18 protein-coding genes are annotated in these 17,013 nt (G+C 67.1%); 11 read left to right on the top strand and 7 right to left on the bottom strand.

Annotated elements, in window-relative coordinates:
- Positions 1-29 precede the first annotated feature (29 nt).
- The 4 genes from B9N97_RS16830 to B9N97_RS16815 all read right to left on the bottom strand — a co-directional run bounded on the left by B9N97_RS16830 (position 30) and on the right by B9N97_RS16815 (position 2,955).
- Positions 30-497 (bottom strand): DUF29 domain-containing protein, encoded by a 468-nt coding sequence (locus tag B9N97_RS16830; RefSeq protein ID WP_167393321.1) that lies wholly within the window; start codon positions 495-497, stop codon positions 30-32.
- 4 nt (positions 498-501) lie between these two features.
- Complete coding sequence (locus tag B9N97_RS16825; protein WP_085088668.1) at positions 502-975, bottom strand: DUF29 domain-containing protein; 474 nt, start codon at positions 973-975, stop codon at positions 502-504.
- A 76-nt stretch (positions 976-1,051) separates the two neighbouring features.
- A complete protein-coding gene (gene metF, locus B9N97_RS16820; RefSeq protein WP_085088666.1) occupies positions 1,052-1,957 on the bottom strand; it encodes a methylenetetrahydrofolate reductase in 906 nt (301 codons plus the stop codon).
- On the bottom strand, positions 1,954-2,955 hold the full coding sequence (locus B9N97_RS16815) for an ArsR/SmtB family transcription factor (protein ID WP_085088663.1): 1,002 nt from the start codon (positions 2,953-2,955) through the stop codon (positions 1,954-1,956). The genes metF and B9N97_RS16815 overlap by 4 nt, the downstream gene beginning before the upstream one ends.
- Positions 2,956-3,411: 456 nt before the next feature.
- Between B9N97_RS16815 and B9N97_RS16810 the strand changes: the two genes are divergently transcribed.
- The 6 genes from B9N97_RS16810 (at position 3,412) to B9N97_RS16790 (ending at position 8,633) form a co-directional block, all read left to right on the top strand.
- Complete coding sequence (locus B9N97_RS16810) at positions 3,412-4,200, top strand: MlaA family lipoprotein (RefSeq protein WP_085088660.1); 789 nt, start codon at positions 3,412-3,414, stop codon at positions 4,198-4,200.
- A 106-nt stretch (positions 4,201-4,306) separates the two neighbouring features.
- Positions 4,307-4,999: an MlaC/ttg2D family ABC transporter substrate-binding protein gene (locus B9N97_RS16805; RefSeq protein WP_244560746.1), complete on the top strand. Its 693-nt coding sequence runs from the start codon at positions 4,307-4,309 to the stop codon at positions 4,997-4,999.
- A 194-nt stretch (positions 5,000-5,193) separates the two neighbouring features.
- Positions 5,194-6,690 (top strand): pentapeptide repeat-containing protein, encoded by a 1,497-nt coding sequence (locus B9N97_RS16800; RefSeq protein ID WP_085088654.1) that lies wholly within the window; start codon positions 5,194-5,196, stop codon positions 6,688-6,690.
- Positions 6,691-6,845: 155 nt separating this feature from the next.
- Positions 6,846-6,986 (top strand): hypothetical protein, encoded by a 141-nt coding sequence (locus B9N97_RS35675; protein ID WP_158282065.1) that lies wholly within the window; start codon positions 6,846-6,848, stop codon positions 6,984-6,986.
- Positions 6,987-7,005: 19 nt separating this feature from the next.
- Positions 7,006-7,458 (top strand): YsnF/AvaK domain-containing protein, encoded by a 453-nt coding sequence (locus B9N97_RS16795; protein WP_085088650.1) that lies wholly within the window; start codon positions 7,006-7,008, stop codon positions 7,456-7,458.
- Positions 7,459-7,463: 5 nt separating this feature from the next.
- The gene (locus B9N97_RS16790; RefSeq protein ID WP_208621229.1) at positions 7,464-8,633 is read left to right on the top strand and encodes a YsnF/AvaK domain-containing protein; all 1,170 of its coding nucleotides are present in this window, start codon (positions 7,464-7,466) and stop codon (positions 8,631-8,633) included.
- Between the two features lie 93 nt (positions 8,634-8,726).
- Here the strand turns inward: B9N97_RS16790 and ettA are convergent, their stop codons facing one another.
- A complete protein-coding gene (gene ettA / locus B9N97_RS16785) occupies positions 8,727-10,403 on the bottom strand; it encodes an energy-dependent translational throttle protein EttA (protein ID WP_085088647.1) in 1,677 nt (558 codons plus the stop codon).
- Positions 10,404-10,565: 162 nt separating this feature from the next.
- On the opposite strand from ettA, the gene B9N97_RS16780 reads away from it, so the two are divergent.
- Positions 10,566-11,045 carry a YaiI/YqxD family protein gene (locus tag B9N97_RS16780; RefSeq protein ID WP_085088644.1) on the top strand — a complete coding sequence of 160 codons (480 nt, stop codon included), beginning with the start codon at positions 10,566-10,568 and terminating at the stop codon, positions 11,043-11,045.
- Between the two features lie 90 nt (positions 11,046-11,135).
- Positions 11,136-11,426, top strand: a complete 291-nt coding sequence (locus B9N97_RS16775) for a hypothetical protein (protein WP_085088641.1) — start codon at positions 11,136-11,138, stop codon at positions 11,424-11,426.
- Positions 11,427-11,571: 145 nt separating this feature from the next.
- Here B9N97_RS16775 and B9N97_RS16770 read toward each other — a convergent pair whose 3' ends face one another.
- Together B9N97_RS16770 and B9N97_RS16765 are read right to left on the bottom strand one after the other, a co-directional pair.
- Positions 11,572-11,772, bottom strand: coding sequence for a hypothetical protein (locus tag B9N97_RS16770; RefSeq protein WP_244560745.1), 201 nt, complete (start codon positions 11,770-11,772; stop codon positions 11,572-11,574).
- 227 nt (positions 11,773-11,999) lie between these two features.
- Positions 12,000-13,403 carry an FAD-binding oxidoreductase gene (locus B9N97_RS16765; RefSeq protein WP_085088635.1) on the bottom strand — a complete coding sequence of 468 codons (1,404 nt, stop codon included), beginning with the start codon at positions 13,401-13,403 and terminating at the stop codon, positions 12,000-12,002.
- Between the two features lie 318 nt (positions 13,404-13,721).
- Here B9N97_RS16765 and B9N97_RS16760 point away from each other — a divergent pair, with 318 nt between their 5' ends.
- From B9N97_RS16760 to B9N97_RS16750, 3 genes are read left to right on the top strand one after another with little or no spacing between them, the layout of a single operon-like run.
- On the top strand, positions 13,722-14,801 hold the full coding sequence (locus tag B9N97_RS16760; RefSeq protein ID WP_085088632.1) for an ATP-NAD kinase family protein: 1,080 nt from the start codon (positions 13,722-13,724) through the stop codon (positions 14,799-14,801).
- Between the two features lie 32 nt (positions 14,802-14,833).
- Positions 14,834-15,817: a thiamine pyrophosphate-dependent dehydrogenase E1 component subunit alpha gene (locus tag B9N97_RS16755; RefSeq protein WP_085088630.1), complete on the top strand. Its 984-nt coding sequence runs from the start codon at positions 14,834-14,836 to the stop codon at positions 15,815-15,817.
- A 35-nt stretch (positions 15,818-15,852) separates the two neighbouring features.
- On the top strand, positions 15,853-16,884 hold the full coding sequence (locus B9N97_RS16750) for an alpha-ketoacid dehydrogenase subunit beta (RefSeq protein WP_085088627.1): 1,032 nt from the start codon (positions 15,853-15,855) through the stop codon (positions 16,882-16,884).
- Positions 16,885-17,013 lie beyond the last annotated feature (129 nt).

Genomic DNA, 17,013 nt, shown 5'->3' with positions numbered 1-17,013 from the left:
TTGGCGGGGTCAGGGCAGAAGCAGTGTGGTCAGGTGAGGCCGTGGCGGTTGGTGGGCCACCAGCCTGAATCCAGAAGTTGGTCGAGAGAATACGGGCATTCAGCCGGCAAGGGGCCGTTTCCCGTTTGAGCGATTTCATCCGACAAGAGTTGCACCGCGCTTTCGTAAAGCTCGGTCAGTTCAATCCTGACCGGCAAGCTCGGACTGTCCTTGAGAATCTGTTCAGCAAGAAAGCGCTCATACAGGATCGAAGAGCGGAACTCACGGTCGCGATCGGTATTAGGAACATATTGGCACCGCAGCAGTCCGGTGATGACTTGGCGAAGGCGCTGTTTAGCATCACGCACGTCCCGTCTACCGATACTCTCGACCTCCTCGGCCAGATTGGCGAAATCCAGGGACGACGACACCTTCCCTCCAGCCGCCTCACGCAGCAGGCGGGCCTGTTCCTCGGTCCAGGCGAGGAAATCCGTGTCGTATCCGATCCGGCTGTCCATGGCGTCAGCCCTCCAGCCCATGACGGCTCACCGGCCACCAGTCGAGATTGCGCAGGTCCTCCAGGGCGTAGGGGCACTCCTTCGGCAGCGTGTCGATGGCGATGCCGTCGTCCTGGCAGGCGTCGTCGCGGCCGTCCAGCCACGCCTTCTCCAGGCTCTCGGCGGGCCAGCGCTGCAGGCTCGGATGCTCCTCAAGCTTGTCCTGCAGATGGCGGCGGGCCTTGGTCGCGGAGATCCGCCACTTCCGGCGCGGATATGGATCGGGCGAATGCTCCAGCTTCAGAAGATGCTCGATCACCGTGGCCAGTTGGCTGCGGATCGCGTCCTTGACCTGACCGCTCATGATGTCGAGTTCCTCGGCGATGTGCTCCCAGTCGATGGGCGAGTTCGAGCGCTCGGTCGCCGCTTCGCGCAGCAGCCGCGCCTGTTCCTGGGTCCAGGCGTAGAAGTCCGTGTCGTATCCAATCCGGCTGTCCATGGCATCGCCCTCCCGCGCCCCGTTCAGCTGCCCAGTTTCGCCGCCCCAGCATAGCACAGGGGCGGCGTCCGGCGCCCTACCCCGCCACCGCTGCCGCCGCCGGAGCCGCCTTGGCCTTCACACCCAGCATCCGGCAGATGGCAATGGTCAGGTCAGACCGGTTCAGGGTGTAGAAATGGAAATCGTTCACGCCCTGCGCCTGCAAGGCCTGGCACTGCTCGGCCGCCACGGTCGCGGCGACGAGTTGGCGGGTCTCCGGGTCGTCGTCCAGGCCCTCGAAGGTCTCGGCAAGCTTCTTCGGCATCGAGGCGTTGCACTTGCCGGCGAACTCCACCGCGCGGGCGAAGTTGGTGATCGGCAGGATGCCGGGGACGATCGGCACATGGATGCCGGCCGCAGCGCAGCGGTCGAGGAAGCGGAAGTAGGCGTCGTTGTCGAAGAAGAACTGGGTGATGGCCCGGGTGGCACCGGCATCGACCTTGCGCTTCAGGTTGTCTAGGTCGAATTGCGCGCTCGGCGCCTCCGGATGGGATTCCGGATAGGCCGCGACCGAGATCTCGAAATCGGCGATGCGCTTCATCCCCTCGACCAGATCGGCGGCATAGGCATAGCCGCCTGGAAAAGGCTCGTACCGGCCGCCGATGCCGCCCGCGGTCTCCGGCGGATCGCCGCGCAGAGCCACCAGATGGCGGATGCCGGCATCCCAATAGGTGCGGGCGATGGCGTCGATCTCGTCACGGGTGGCGCCGACGCAGGTGAAATGGGCGGCGGCCGGGATGCCGGTCTCCGCCTGGATGCGGCAGACGGTGGCGTGGGTGCGCTCGCGGGTCGAGCCGCCCGCCCCGTAGGTCACCGACACGAAGCTGGGCGACAGCGGGGCCAGCCGCCGGATCGACTGCCACAGGCTCTGCTCCATCTTCTCCGACTTGGGCGGGAAGAATTCGAAGCTGATGGAGGGCAGCGAAGAAATGGGCGCGGTCATGACGGAACTCCGCTGAGCGAGTGGGCGGGCTTTTGGGATTTGGCTTGGGGAGAAGGAATTTGCGCGCCGGCCGCAAGGCGGGTGGCCGGCCAGATCGAAACGGTGAGCGGGTCGCCCGGCAGATGCACCACCGGGCCGCAATCCAGGCCGGACTGGCGGCACCAGCCGGCGACCTCGGCGTCCGCGAAGCCCAGCCTGCGGTGCGCATGCTCCTCGCGCAGGGCTTCCAGATGATGGGGGGCGAAATCGACGACCAGCAGCAGTCCGCCGGGGCGCAGGACACGCGCCGCCTCGGCCAGCACGCCGGCCGGCGATTCGGTGTAATGCAGCACCTGATGGATCACCGCGGCGTCGAAGGAGCCGGAGGGGAACGGCAGCTGGTACATGTCGGCCTGACGGACATGGCAGTGGCGCAAGCCCGCCTCCTCCAGCCGGTTGCGGGCGACGGCCAGCATCTCACGCGACTGGTCTACCCCGATCGCGCGGTGGACGCGCCCGGCCAGCACCTCCAGCATTCTTCCGGTGCCGGTGCCGATATCCAGCAGTTCCTCCACCCCCTCTTCCGGGAACAGGCGCAGCAGAGCGGCCTCGACCTCGCCTTCCGCAACGTGAAGGGAGCGGATTTCGTGCCAGCGCGCGGCATTCTCACGGAAATAGGCGGCGGCGGTCTCCGACCGGGCGCGCTTGATCGCGTCCAGCCGCTCCAGATCCAGGATCAGGGTGGCGTCGTCCGCCGGGATGGCGGCGACCAGAACCCGCGCCAGTTCGGCCGACTGCCCCTTCTCGGCGAGGCGGTAGAAGGCGAAGGTGCCCTCGCGGAAGCGGTCGAGCAGGCCGGCGTCGCACAGGAGCTTCAGGTGGCGGGAGACGCGCGGCTGGCTCTGGCCCAGGATCTGGGTCAGTTCCGTCACCGTCAGTTCGCCATGCGCGCAGAGCGCGAGCAGCCTGAGCCGGGTGGTTTCGGCCGCCGCCTTCAGCGTCGCAAGCAGATCGTCCATCGCCTCACGTCCGATTCGGGCCAGGAAGGGTGGTGGCCGGCCGACGCACCATGCCCGGCCGCTTCGAATACAGATATAAAGATATCTTTATGCGTCGTAAACCGCTTTTCGCGAAGCCCGGCGGCAATGGCTGCGAGCCGGCCCCGCGGAACCGCTTTCACCGTGCAGTTCAGCGGTCAAAACCGCGGCCGCGCAAGCTTTCCGCTGGTTCTGCGGCAAAGCCGCCACAATCGTCCCGCCGTTCCGGAGGGCAGGCCCGCGCATGCTGGTCAAAAGGCCAAGCCTGTGTTAGGTCAGGAAACGGTGGAAATTCTGCGATATCTCGCCCAATCTTCCCCCCGACCGCGTAGCCACCTTGCCAGGGTTGAGGACTTCGGCCATCGGAGTCTTCGGTTGTGGACAGGACATGCGACGCCCCGCACCTGAGTCGAGCCCACAGATAAAGAGCCGTCGCACATGAAGCTGGCCAGCCTTTCCCGCTCCCTCCTCCGTTCGGCCACCGTCCTGGCTTTCGCCCTGACGGCAACCGCCTGCGCGACCAATCCGGGCGACTCGGGTGCTTCGGATGCGGCTTACCGGGTCAGCGATCCGCTCGAGATCCCCAACCGCTTCGTCTTCGCCGCCAACGAGGCGGCCGACGTCCTGGTGATCCGCCCGGCGGCCGAGGTGTATGTGGGCGTCGTGCCCGATCCGGTCCGCGACGCGATCCACAACTTCATCGACAACCTGATGGCGCCGCTCTACATCGCCAACAACCTGCTGCAGGGCAACATCGAAGGGGCGTCGAACGCCACCGGCCGCTTCATGACCAACACCATCCTGGGCGTGGGCGGTCTCGCCGACGTCGCCAGCGAGGCGGGCATCCCGCACGCGCCGGAGGATTTCGGCCAGACCCTGGCCGTGTGGGGCGTTGGCGACGGCCCGTATCTGGTCCTGCCGCTGCTCGGCCCGTCGAACCTGCGCGACACCGCCGGCTATGCCGTCGATACCGTCGGCGACCCGGTCCGCATCTGGGCCTATGCCAACGACCACAAGGGCGTCTACATGACCCGCGGCGTCGTCAGCGCCATCGACCGCCGGTCGGAGGTGCTGAAGGAGGTCGACGACCTGCGCCGCAACTCGCTGGACTTCTACGCCACCGTGCGCAGCCTGTACCAGCAGCAGCGCCGCGCGGCGATCAACAACAACAAGGCGCCGGCCACGCCGGAATTCCCGGACTTCTCCACCCAGCAGCCCAAGCCCTGAGGCATCGGCCGCGCCGGAACCGCCGTGCCCTGCCCTTTCGGGTGGGGAGCGGCGATCCGGCCGGCGTGGTTCTCGATCCGGCCGGGACAGGCCCAAAAGCGTCCAGATGTCGCCCAAAGGCCAGATGACCGTTGACAAAGCCGCCGCAACAGCCACTTTTCGCCCTATCATGCTGACACGCCGCCAGTTTGTCGCGTCCGCTGCCCTGCTCGCGGTGAGCGGTTGGGCCGGGCACTCTCTCATCTCCCCCGCCGCAGCGCAGAGCGCGGACCAGGGGGCAGCCTCGTTCATCCAGAAACTGGGGAACGACGCCATTGCAACCTTCTCGGACAAGAGCCTGTCGCGCGATCAGGCGATCCAGCGTTTCCGCAAGCTGCTGTACGCCGGCTTCGACGTGCCGTACATCGGGCGCTGGGTTCTGGGCCGCTACTGGAACAGCGCCAGCGAGGCGCAGCGGGGCGAATACCAGAAGCTGTTCGAACAACTGATCGTCAACACCTATGCCGAGCGTTTCGTCGAATATTCGGGCGAGACCTTCAAGATCACCGGCGTCACCCCGGCCGGTGAATCTGACAGCATGGTGACGACGCAGATCGTCCGCCCCAACGGCCCGCCGGTGAATGTCAGCTGGCGCGTCCGCAAGGTCGGCGGCGACTACAAAATCATCGACGTGGTGGTTGAGAATGTCAGCATGGGCGTGACCCAGCGGCAGGAATTCGCCTCCGTCATCGAACAGAATGGCGGGCGCGTCGAAGGCCTGATCCAGGCGCTGCGCCAGAAGGTCGGCCGCGCCGGCTGACAGCCGGGCGGCAAGGCAGTCGACAATCCGTGAAAGGCCGCTGTCCCGGACGGGAGGCGGCCTTTTCCTTGTGCGGATCGCCGGCCCCGACGTTGGCCGGCCGTTCAGAATCCGTGACGCGCCTGCCCGAACGGGCTATCGTTGCGCCGACGCTGCTGTCTTTCGTCATACGGTGGATCCGGGAACCCGACGCCATGGCCGAACGCGATCCGAAAGAGATCGACGAACTCCGGACGATCATCCAGGCGCATCAGGCGTGGCTGAAGCGCCCGTCCAGCGGCCGGCGCGCCGACCTCAGCTTCCGCGACCTGTCGCGGCTGAACCTGGAGCGCGTGTCGCTGGCCGGCGCCAAGCTGGCCGGAGCCAACCTCAGCAACACCCGCATGGTGAAGGCCGATCTGTCGCAGGCCGACCTGTTCGGCGCCGACATGGAGGCGGTGAACCTGACCGGCGCCATCGTCACCGGCGCCGACCTGCGTGGCGCCAACCTGCACCGCGCGCTGCTGACCGACGCCAACCTGCGCGGCGCCGATTTCCGTGCGGGCGAACTGGTGGACAGCGGCGGAACGGACGGCAGCCCGACCGCCCGCGGCACCGGCACCACCCGGCTGACCGAGGCGAAGATGGAGCGGTCGATCCTGGCCGGCGCCAATTTCTCCGGCTGCGACCTGACCGGCGCAGACCTGAACGATGCCGACCTGACCGGGGCGGAGCTGACTTCCGCCGTGCTGATGGGCACCGATTTCTGCGGCGCCAACCTGGACGGGGCCGTGTTCGGCAACACGGTGATGGACCACGCCACCCTGACCCGCACCTTCATCCCCTTCGTCCTGCCGCCCGACGCCATCGTCCGGCCCAGCTACACCGCGATGCCGGTGGCCGAGTTCCTGGAGCTGGTGGAGCGGCACGAGCGCTGGGTCGACAGCGGCGGTGCGGAGGGCGCGCGGCTCGACCTCGACCTCGTGTCGGTGGCGGGGGCGGACCTGCATGGGCGGACGCTGGCGGCGGCCCGGCTGCGCCGCTGCCGCCTGCCCGGCGCCCGCCTGACCAAGGCCAGCCTGGAGATGGCGGAGCTGTCCTATATCGACCTGGACGAGGCCGACCTGCGCGATGCCGTGCTGCGCGGCGCCACCCTGCGCCGCGCCTATCTGGCGCACACGCTGATGACCGGGGTCGACGCCCGCCCGGTGCCGCTGGCCGGCGGCCGTGACTGGCCGGCCAATTTCGAAGGCGCCGACTTTTCCGACGCCGACCTGCGCGACTCCACCATGGGGCCGGCGATCGTGCGCGGCGCCGTGTTCAAGAATGCCCTGACCGACCGGTCCGGCATCGACATGCCCGGCGCCTCCAGCCCCTTCCCCCCTCCCCCACCGGAGGAACGGCGGCGGCAGAAGCGCTTCGTCCGGCCCGGCATGGTCGTCCACACCGACCATGGCAGCTTCCCGGCCCGCAACTGGTCGGTGGGGGGCTTGTGCCTGCTGGCGGTCAACCAGCCCTACCAGCGCGGCCAGACCTTCCAGGCCCGCGTCGTTCTTGCCGACCGGCAGGAGGTGGCGGCCGTCGCCAACCTCGTCGTCCTGCACCGCGACGAGGAGCGCGGCCAGTTGTCGGTCCGCTTCCACCAGTATGGCGACGACCTGAAGGCACTGCTGAAGACCGCCTTCCTGGAACACCAGAAAATGGCCGGCTGAGCTGCCGCTTCGACATTCCTGCCGTCGATCGTTTGATTTGATAGGATCGTTGATTCCCCGAAACGATCAGGGGGAACGATCCACGCGAGCCCCTGTTTGAATGGAGCATGCCGGATGGGGGCGAACCCGCCGGTGGAAATCCTCAGGAGGCTCCCATGGCAGACGAACAGAAGCCCAGGAAAGTTGGTGTGTATGACGGCTCCGACGGCGGGGCCGGCAGTTCGGGCATGAACTGGATGTGGATCATCATCGGCCTGATCGTGGTCGCGATCGTCCTCTACCTCCTGTTCCGCTGATCCGCACCCCCCTGCCGCCATGACGGCCGACAACGGACCGCCTCCCGCCCGGACCAGCCAACAGGGCGATGCGGTCATTCCCCTGCACGACGAGTCGGTGACCGTCGGCAAGCAGCGGGTGGAACGAAGCCGCGTCCGCGTCACCACACGCGTGTCCGAACGCGAAGAGACGGTCCGCGAAGCGCTGGAGCATGAAGAGGCCACAGTCACCCGCGTTCCCATCGACCGAGAGATCGACGCCCATCCCGGCATCCGCCAGGAGGGGGACGTGACGGTGATCCCGCTGGTCGAGGAAGTGCTGGTGGTGGAGCGCCGCCTGATTCTCCGCGAAGAACTGCACATCCGCAAATCCCGGCGCATCGTCGAGGTCGAGCAGCCCGTCACCCTGCGTTCCGAAGAAGCGGTGGTGGAGCGGGTCACAGCCCCCAACGCACCCGTCCGGTCCCCCAATCAGAACACGTCCGAGGAGTAAAGCCGATGACCAAGACCATCGTCGCCCTCTATGACCACCGATCCGACGCCGAAACCGCCTCACGCGATCTGCAGGCCGCCGGTTTCGAGTCCAGCGCCATTGAAATCCTGTCGCACGGCGACCTGACCGGCGGCAGCTGGAGCGGCAGCGACACGTCGGAAACCGGAACCGGCATGGGCACCACCACCGGCGACGCTTCTCTGGGTGCGGCGAGCGGCACCGCCCGCACCGACCTGTCCACCGGCTATGTCGCCTCGCCCAACACGGTGCCGCCCGTCGGCATGGGGCTGGGCGCCGGAGGCGGCATGGGGACCGGCTCCACGGCGGCGGGAACCACGGGCTACACGGGCTCGACAACCGGCACGAATTCCGGCGGCATGCTGACCCGCCTCGCCGGCTGGGGCGTGCCGAACCAGGATGCGCAGGTCTATGCCGAAGGCGTCCGCCGCGGCGGCTCGCTGCTGAAGGTCCGGCTGGACGAGGAAGACGTCGATCGCGCCATGGAGGTGCTGGAGCGCGGCAACGTGGTGGATGTCGAGGAACGCGGCAGCGCCTATCGCGAATCCGGCTGGACCGGCTACGACGAAGCCGCCGACTATTATGACGAGCCATCGGCTGAGGAAGAGCGCCTGCGCTACTCGCCGGGCCGCACGCCTGTCGACACCACCACCGGCACCACCTCCGGGACCGGCCTGACCGGCGCCGCGGCGGCCATGCGCGACGTGAACACCGAAACCACCCGCAGCGGCACGTCCGAACGCGAGGAGCAGATCCCGGTCGTCGAGGAGCAGGTCAACATCGGCAAGCGCACCGTCGAGCGCGGCGGCGTCCGCGTCCGCAGCTATGTCGTCGAGACGCCGGTCGAGGAGCAGGTGCGCCTGCGCGACGAGACGGTCACCGTCGAACGCCGCCCCGGCGGTATGGTGGAGGGCAGCACGGACGTCCCCGCCGACGCCTTCCGCGAGCGCACCATCGAGGTGACGGAGACCGACGAGGAAGCGGTGGTCAGCAAGACCGCCCATGTCCGCGAGACGGTCGTGGTCCGCAAGGACGTCGAGGAACGCGCCCAGAGCGTCCGCGACACCGTCCGCCGCACCGAGGTGGAGGTCGAGGATACGCGGGACGAAAGCCTGCGCGACCGCCGCACCGACCGGCCGGACGACGTCACCCGCTGACGGGCTTGACCGATCACGGTCGTGAAAAAGGCCGCCCCTTCCATCCGGAGGGGGCGGCCTTTTCCGTTCAGCGTACGGGATCAGCAGCAGAAATCAGCTGCGGACCAGCGGCTTGTACTTGATGCGGTGCGGCTGGTCGGCATCGGCGCCCAGGCGGCGCTTCTTGTCGGCCTCGTAATCCTGGAAGTTGCCTTCGAACCATTCGACGTGGCTGTCGCCCTCGAAGGCCAGGATGTGGGTGGCGATGCGGTCGAGGAACCAGCGATCGTGGCTGATGACCACGGCGCAGCCGGCGAAGGCCTGCAGCGCGTCTTCCAGCGCCCGCAGCGTGTCGACGTCCAGATCGTTGGTCGGTTCGTCGAGCAGCAGGACGTTGGCGCCGGACTTCAGCATCTTGGCGAGGTGGACGCGGTTGCGCTCACCGCCCGACAGCTGGCCGACCTTCTTCTGCTGGTCGGGGCCACGGAAGTTGAAGCTGGAGACATAGGCGCGGCTGGGCATGGTCTTCTTGCCAAGCTCGACCAGATCCAGACCGTCGGAGATTTCCTCCCACACCGTCTTCTTGGCGTCCAGGCTGTCGCGGCTCTGGTCGACATAGCCGAGCTTCACCGTGTCGCCGACGCGGAAGGTGCCGGCGTCCGGCCCATCCTGTCCGGTGATCATACGGAACAGCGTGGTCTTGCCGGCGCCGTTGGGGCCGATGACGCCGACGATGCCGCCCGGCGGCAGGCGGAAGGACAGGCCGTCGATCAGCAGGCGGTCGCCGAAGCCCTTGGCGATGTTCTCCGCCTCGATGACGACGTTGCCCAGGCGCGGCGGCACCGGGATGACGATCCGCGTCTCGCCGCCCTGCTCCTTGGCGCTTTCGGCCAGCAGCGTCTCGTAGGCGGTGATACGCGCCTTGCTCTTGGCCTGACGGGCGCGCGGGCTTTGGCGAATCCACTCCAGTTCGGTCGCCAGCTGCTTCTGGCGGGCTTCCTCCTGGCGGCCTTCCTGCTCCAGGCGCTTCTGCTTCTGCTCCAGCCAGGACGAGTAGTTGCCTTCCCACGGAATGCCCGACCCGCGATCGAGTTCGAGGATCCAGCCGGTGACGCTGTCCAGGAAGTAGCGGTCGTGGGTGACCAGCACGACGGTGCCCTTGTAGTCCTCCAGATGCTTCTGGAGCCAGGCGACCGATTCGGCGTCGAGGTGGTTGGTCGGCTCGTCGAGCAGCAGCAGGTCGGGCTTTTCCAGCAGCAGCTTGCACAGCGCGACGCGGCGGCGCTCACCGCCCGACAGCTTGGTCACGTCGGCGTCGCCCGGCGGGCAGCGCAGCGCGTCCATGGCGATCTCGACCGTGCGGTCGATGTCCCAGGCGTCGGCCGCGTCGATCTTCTCCTGCAGCTCGCCCTGTTCGGCCAGCAGCGCGTCGAAATCGGCGTCCGGATCGGCCATCAGGTTCGACACTTCGTTGAAGCGGTCGAGCAGCGCCTTCGTCTCCTTCAGCGCCTCCATGACGTTTTCCTGGACGTTCTTGGTCGGGTCCAGCTGCGGCTCCTGCGAGAGGTAGCCGACCTTGGCGCCCTCGGCCGCCCAGGCTTCGCCGGAGTAGTCCTTGTCCAGACCGGCCATGATCTTCATCAGGGTCGACTTACCGGCGCCGTTGACGCCGAGCACGCCGATCTTCACACCCGGCAGGAACGAGAGCCAGACGTTGTCGAGAACCTTCTTGCCGCCAGGATAGACCTTGGTCAGGCCCTTCATGACATAGACATACTGGTAGGACGCCATGCGCCGCTCCGACCTTCCGAAAAGATGTGAGAATTGGCGCCGCCCCTGCCTTGCGGTTCCACGGCACCCTGTCGCTAGGGACCGGTTTTAGCGCATAAGGGCCTTGCATGAAACCTTGTTGAGCCGATCGGCCCGGATCGGCCGGCAACAGGAGGAAAAGGATTGGTCAGCCCCAAAGTCGAAATCTACGTCGATGCCGACGCCTGCCCGGTCAAGGCCGAGATTTACAAGGTCGCCGGCCGCACCGGCTGCAAGGTGTGGATCGTCGCCAACGCGCCCTTGCGCCTGCCGACGGAGTGCATGGCGGAACTGGTGGTGGTCAGCGACGGCTTCGACGCCGCCGACAACTGGATCGCCGAGCATGCGGGGTCGACCGACATCGTGGTGACCGCCGACATCCCGCTGGCCGACCGCTGCGTGAAGCGCAACGCGGTGGTGATCGGCCCGACCGGACGCCCCTTCACTCCGGACAGCGTCGGCTCCGCGCTCGCCACCCGCGCGCTGATGCAGGATCTGCGCGACATGGGCGTGGTCGGCGGCGGCAACGCCCCGATGAGCCAGCGCGACAAGTCGCAGTTCCTGCAGACGCTGGACCAGGCGGTGCAGGCGCTGAAGGCGGGACGGCGGCCGAAGTTTCGGTGAGGGACAGTGAAATGCGGCTGCACAGCACTTGACAGCCCACAATACCCTGTGGACTTTTGGTGACTATTTTTAATTGTCAGGACCTCGCTCATGCGCGCAATCGGCTTGATGATCCTCGCCGCGATTTCCCTCTCGGCTTGTGCGGTGGATCAGGTATCGAACCAGCCCATACCGACAATGCTTCCCAACAACAAGCCTGGGTTCGGGATGAGAGGCATCATTCAGTTCACGCCGGAAGAGGCGAAGGCTCGGCAGGAAATTGAAGGAATATTCGTTCAGGCCTGCAGTTCGGCAGTCAAAATTCATTCGCTGAAAATGGAAAAGTATACGGGACCGATCAACAACGGATACACCTACGCCGCTGTCGCGGAATGCCTTTGATTGGGCGCATAAACCATAGCGTTCATCTCAAAGGGGCTATCGATCGCGACGGCTTGATTGCCCATCGGTAAAGAGTTGGCCCGCCTCAGCTCGGAAGCGGGCCACTTTTCCGTCCGAACATCCTCGGCGGTCAGTGGGGAAAGAATCACTCCCAGCCGGCGGCCTTCTCGCAGGCCTTGCGGGCCTGCGGATTGGCTTTTTCCCACTGGGTGATGGTCCGGGTTTCGTTGTCGTCCATCTTTTCGTTCATGCAGACCCAGTATTTGTTAACCACCGCCTCCGGCACCTTGGCGTCGGCGTTGTCCTTCATGCACTGGGCCACCCACTTGGCGTTGTCGACCGCCATGGCCGGCGAACCCGTCGCCAGTCCAACGAACGACAGGACACCAAGAGCAAGAGCGAGAGCAGCAAACTTCATGACCGGGCTACACATTGGGCGGCGCGACGGGATGGTCGCGCCGCGCCGACAGTCGGCATCGCCAATGGTAAGAGCGATAATCAGAGTCCCACAAGAAAAGACCACGCCTTAAAAAATAGGGCGTAATTCATAGGCACTCAAAGACTTGCTTGTGATTAGACCCGCACCACCTTGCCCGGATTCAGCAGGTTGTCCGGATCGAAGGCGCGCTTCAGGTCGCCCATGACGTTGAACGCTTCGCCGGCCTCCTGTTCCAGGAACGCCATCTTGCCGTAACCGATGCCGTGTTCGCCGGTGCAGGTGCCGCCCATCTCCAGCGCGCGGGACACCATCTTGTCGGCAAGACGCTGGGCCTCGGCCAGCTCGGCCGGGTTCTCCGGGTCGAGGACATAGACGAGGTGGAAGTTGCCGTCGCCGACATGGCCGACCATCGGGGCCAGCATGTTGGACTCGGCCAGATCCTGCTTGGTCTCCAGGATGCAGTCGGCAAGGCGGGAGATCGGCACGCAGACGTCGGTCGGCCAGCCCTTCGACCCCGGACGCAGGGCCAGCGCGGCGTAATAGGCGTCATGCCGGGCCTGCCAGAGCTTGGACCGATCCTCCGGCCGGGTGGCCCAAGCGAACTCCATGCCACCATGTTCCTGGGCGATGGCAGCAACCATCTCCGCCTGCTCCTTCACGCCGGCGTCGGTGCCGTGGAATTCGAAGAACAGGGTCGGGGCGACCGCGTAGTCGAGCTTGGAGTATTTGTTGACGGCGTCGATCTGCACCTCGTCCAGCAGCTCGATGCGGGCGACGGGCACGCCGACCTGGATGGTCTGGATCACGGTGTCGACCGCGCCCTTGATGGTCTGGAAGGCGCAGACGGCGGACGAGATGGCTTCCGGGATGCCGTAGAGCTTCAGCGTCACCTCGGTGATGATGCCGAGCGTGCCTTCGGACCCCACGAACAGGCGGGTCAGGTCATAGCCGGCCGCCGACTTGCGCGCCCGCCCGCCGGTCTTGATGACGCGGCCGTCGGCCAGGACCACGGTCAGACCCAGGACATTCTCGCGCATGGTGCCGTAACGCACGGCGTTGGTGCCGCTGGCCCGCGTCGCCGTCATGCCGCCGAGCGAGGCGTTGGCGCCGGGATCGATGGGGAAGAACAGGCCGGTGTCGCGCAGATGCTCGTTCAACTGCTTGCGGGTCACGCCGGCCTGGACGGTGACGTCCAGATCCTCCGGGCTGACGCGCAGGATCTGCTGCATGCCCGACAGGTCGATGGTGATGCCGCCGGCCAGCGCGGCGATGCCGCCCTCCAGCGAGGTGCCGGTGCCGAAGGGGATGATCGGCAGCTTGTGCTTCGCGCAGATCCTCACGATCGCGCTGACGTCCTCGGTCGAGTTGGCGAAGGCGACGCCATCGGGCGGACAGGGGGTGTGATAGGACTCGTCCTTGCCGTGATGCTCGCGCACCGGCAGGGAGGTGGTGAACCGGTCGCCCAGCAGAGCCGTCAGCTCGGCCCGAGCCTCCTCGGTCAGGGCCGCGCGCGGCTGGGTGGTGGCGATGACGGTCATGGGTGTTGTCCTCCCCGCTCCAAGATTCATTAGGATGGTTCATTGGTATGACCAAGCGAGGCTAAAGCGGCGGGTGAGTGCTTGGCAAGACGGGCGATGCGCAGGGGTGGAATGCTGGCATGCCGGCGCCACACCTGTTGCACCGGCGGCGCAACAGTCCGTGCAACACCTGTTGCAACGCCCCACCCCGCTGCGCCGCCGCCAACCGTTGAAAATCAAGAAAATCCGCTGAACTGACCATCTGGCACGGCGGTTGCTCTTACCCCTTCGAACCGCGCGTCGATCAACGGCGCGCCGCAACGAGGGGGAGGCGCAATCTTGGCTCCGGTCGTCGGCATCGTCGCCAATCCGGTTTCCGCCCGCGACATCCGCCGGGTCGTCGCCAACGCCACCAGCCTGCAGATCGCCGACCGGGCGAACATCCTGCTGCGGGTGCTGGCGGCGCTGCATGCCTGCGGCGTCCGCGACGTTCTGATGATGCCGGAGAATGGCGGCATCCGCGCCCATGTAGAACGCGGCATGATGCGCGCCCGGTCACGTGGCGAGGACATCTACCCTGCCCTCCACCCGGTTTCCATGCCGATCACCGGCACCGTCGCCGACACCCACCGCGCCACCGCGGAGATGCGGCGGGCGGGCGTCTCGGCCCTGGTGGTGCTGGGCGGCGACGGCACCCATCGGGCGGTGGCGGCGGAATGCGGGACGGTGCCGATCGCCGGCATCTCCACCGGCACCAACAACGCCTTCCCCGAACATCGCGAGCCGACGATCACCGGGCTCGCCACCGGGCTGGCGGTCACCGGCCGGGTGCCGCCGCACATCGCCTTCGCCGCCAACAAGCGCATCGACGTGTCCCTCGACCGCGGGGCGAACGGCGACGCCGTCAGCGACATGGCGCTGGTCGATGTCGCCCTGGTGACGGAGCGCTACATCGGCGCCCGCGCCCTGTGGCGGACCGAGAATTTCCGCGAACTCTACGTCACCTTCGCCGACCCGGAGGTGATCGGCATGTCGGCCATCGCCGGCCTGCTGGAGCCCGTCGGCCGCGACGAGAGCGGCGGCCTTATGGTGCGGCTGTCACCGGATGCCAATCACCAGGGCGACTGCCGCAAGGCTGCCACCACGCTCCACGCCCCCATCGCGCCGGGGATGATGGCCCGGGTCGGCGTCACCGACTGGCGCCGCATGCCGGCCGATGTGGCCTTCGTGCCGGAGGTCACCGCTGGCTCCATCGCGCTGGATGGGGAGCGCGAACTGTCCTTCACCGAACGCGACCGTCTGTCCCTGACGCTCAGGGACGACGCCTTCCGCACGGTCAACGTCGCCGCAGTCATGCGGCACGCCGGCCAGAACCGGCTGCTGACCGGCACCCCGGTGCCCGTCACCGCCGCTTTCTGAACTTCAAACATCAAGCAGGGAGAAAACACCTCATGGCCCAGAATCCCTTCCCCCTCGGCAAGGACGAGCTGCTGAAGGCCTACCGCACCATGCGGACGATCCGCGAGTTCGAGGAGCGGCTGCACGTCGATTTCGCCAAGGGCGACATCCCCGGCTTCGTCCACCTCTATGCCGGCGAGGAGGCCTGCGCCACCGGCATCATGATGCACCTGAACGACAACGACCGCATCGCCTCCACCCACCGCGGCCACGGCCACTGCATCGCCAAGGGCGTCGACGTCCACGCCATGATGGCGGAGATCTACGGCCGCTCCACCGGCGCCTGCCGGGGCAAGGGCGGGTCGATGCACATCGCCGACCTGTCCAAGGGCATGATGGGCGCCAACGGCATCCTGGGCGCCGGCGCGCCGCTGATCTGCGGCGCGGCGCTGGCGGCCAAGGTGCGCGGCGACCGCGGCGTCGGCATCACCTTCGTCGGCGACGGCGCGTCCAACCAGGGCACCTTCCTGGAAAGCCTGAACCTCGCCGCGGTGTGGAACCTGCCGGTGGTCTTCGTGGTGGAGAACAACGGCTATGCCGAATCCACGGCGATGGAATGGGCGGTGTCCTGCGACAGCTACGTCGACCGCGCCACCGGCTTCGGCATGCCGGGCGTCACGGTGGACGGCACCGACTTCTTCGCGGTGTACGAGGCGGCCGGCGAGATCATCCGCCGCGCCCGCGACGGCGGCGGCCCGGCGCTGCTGGAATGCAACATGGTCCGCTTCTACGGCCATTTCGAAGGCGACGCCCAGACCTACCGCGCCAAGGGCGAGCTGGAGGCGATCCGCGCGTCCCGCGACTGCCTGACCATCCTGTCGGAACGGGTGATCGAGGCCGGGGTGATCGGCCGCGACGAGTTGCAGACCATCGACCGCGAGGTCAACGCGCTGATCGAGGACGCGGTGCGCGCCGCCAAGGACGCACCGCTGCCGGTGGCGGAAGATCTGCTGCGCGACGTCTACGTCTCCTACTGAGCCCATTCAAGAAACGCCAAACGCGGAGGAAACACATGTCCCGCAAGATCAGCATGAAGCAGGCGATCAACGAGGCCCTGGACCTGGAGATGCGCCGCGACCCCACCGTCATCGTCATGGGCGAGGACATCGTCGGCGGCACCGGCGCCCAGGGCGAGGAAGACGCCTGGGGCGGCGTGCTGGGCGTCACCAAAGGGCTGTACGCCAAGCATGGCGACCGGCTGATGGACACGCCGCTGTCGGAGTCCGCCTATATCGGTGCCGCCATCGGCGCCGCCGCCTGCGGGCTGCGGCCGGTGGCCGAGCTGATGTTCCTGGACTTCATGGGCGTCTGCTTCGACCAGATCTTCAACCAGGCTGCCAAGTTCCGCTACATGTTCGGCGGCAAGGCCGAGACGCCGGTGGTGATCCGCGGCATGGTCGGCGCCGGCTTCCGCGCCGCCGCCCAGCATTCGCAGATGCTGACCCCGCTGTTCACCCACATTCCGGGGCTGAAGGTGGTCTGCCCCAGCAACGCCTATGACGCCAAGGGCCTGCTGATCCAGTCGATCCGCGACAACGACCCGGTCATCTTCTGCGAGCACAAGAACCTCTACGGCCTGGAATGCGAGGTTCCGGCGGAGAGCTACGCCATCCCCTTCGGCGAGGCGAATGTCCTGCGCGACGGCGACGACGTGACCATCGTCAGCTATGGCCTGACCGTCCACCGCGCGATGGAGGCGGCGACGGCCCTGGCCAAGGACGGCACCGAGGCGGAGGTGATCGACCTGCGCACCCTGTCGCCCATCGACTGGGACACCATCATCGAGAGCGTCGAGCGCACCGGCCGGCTGGTGGTGGTGGACGAGGCGCACCCGCGCTGCAACCTCGCCACCGACATCGCCGCCTTCGTCGGCCAGAACGCCTTCGGGGCGCTGAAGGCCGGCATCCAGATGGTGACGGCGCCGCACACGCCGGTGCCCTTCGCGCCCTCGCTGGAGGATCTGTACGTCCCCAGCGCCGACAGCATCGCCGGCGCCGTGCGGCGGACGCTGTCACCCAAGGGGGCGCGCAGCATCGCAGCGTGAGGTAGGCGCCGGCATGAATGCCCCCACCCTAACCCTCCCCCGCTTCGCAGGGGAGGGAACTCCGCTCCCCTCCCGAACAGGCGCTTAACCCCCTCCCCCGCCCAGCGGGGGAGGGTCGGGGTGGGGGCA

The organism is Azospirillum oryzae (assembly GCF_900177515.1).
Lineage (GTDB): Bacteria > Pseudomonadota > Alphaproteobacteria > Azospirillales > Azospirillaceae > Azospirillum > Azospirillum oryzae_A.
The sequence above is the reverse complement of the archived record's forward strand: the minus strand, read 5'-3'. Positions and strand labels throughout refer to the sequence as shown.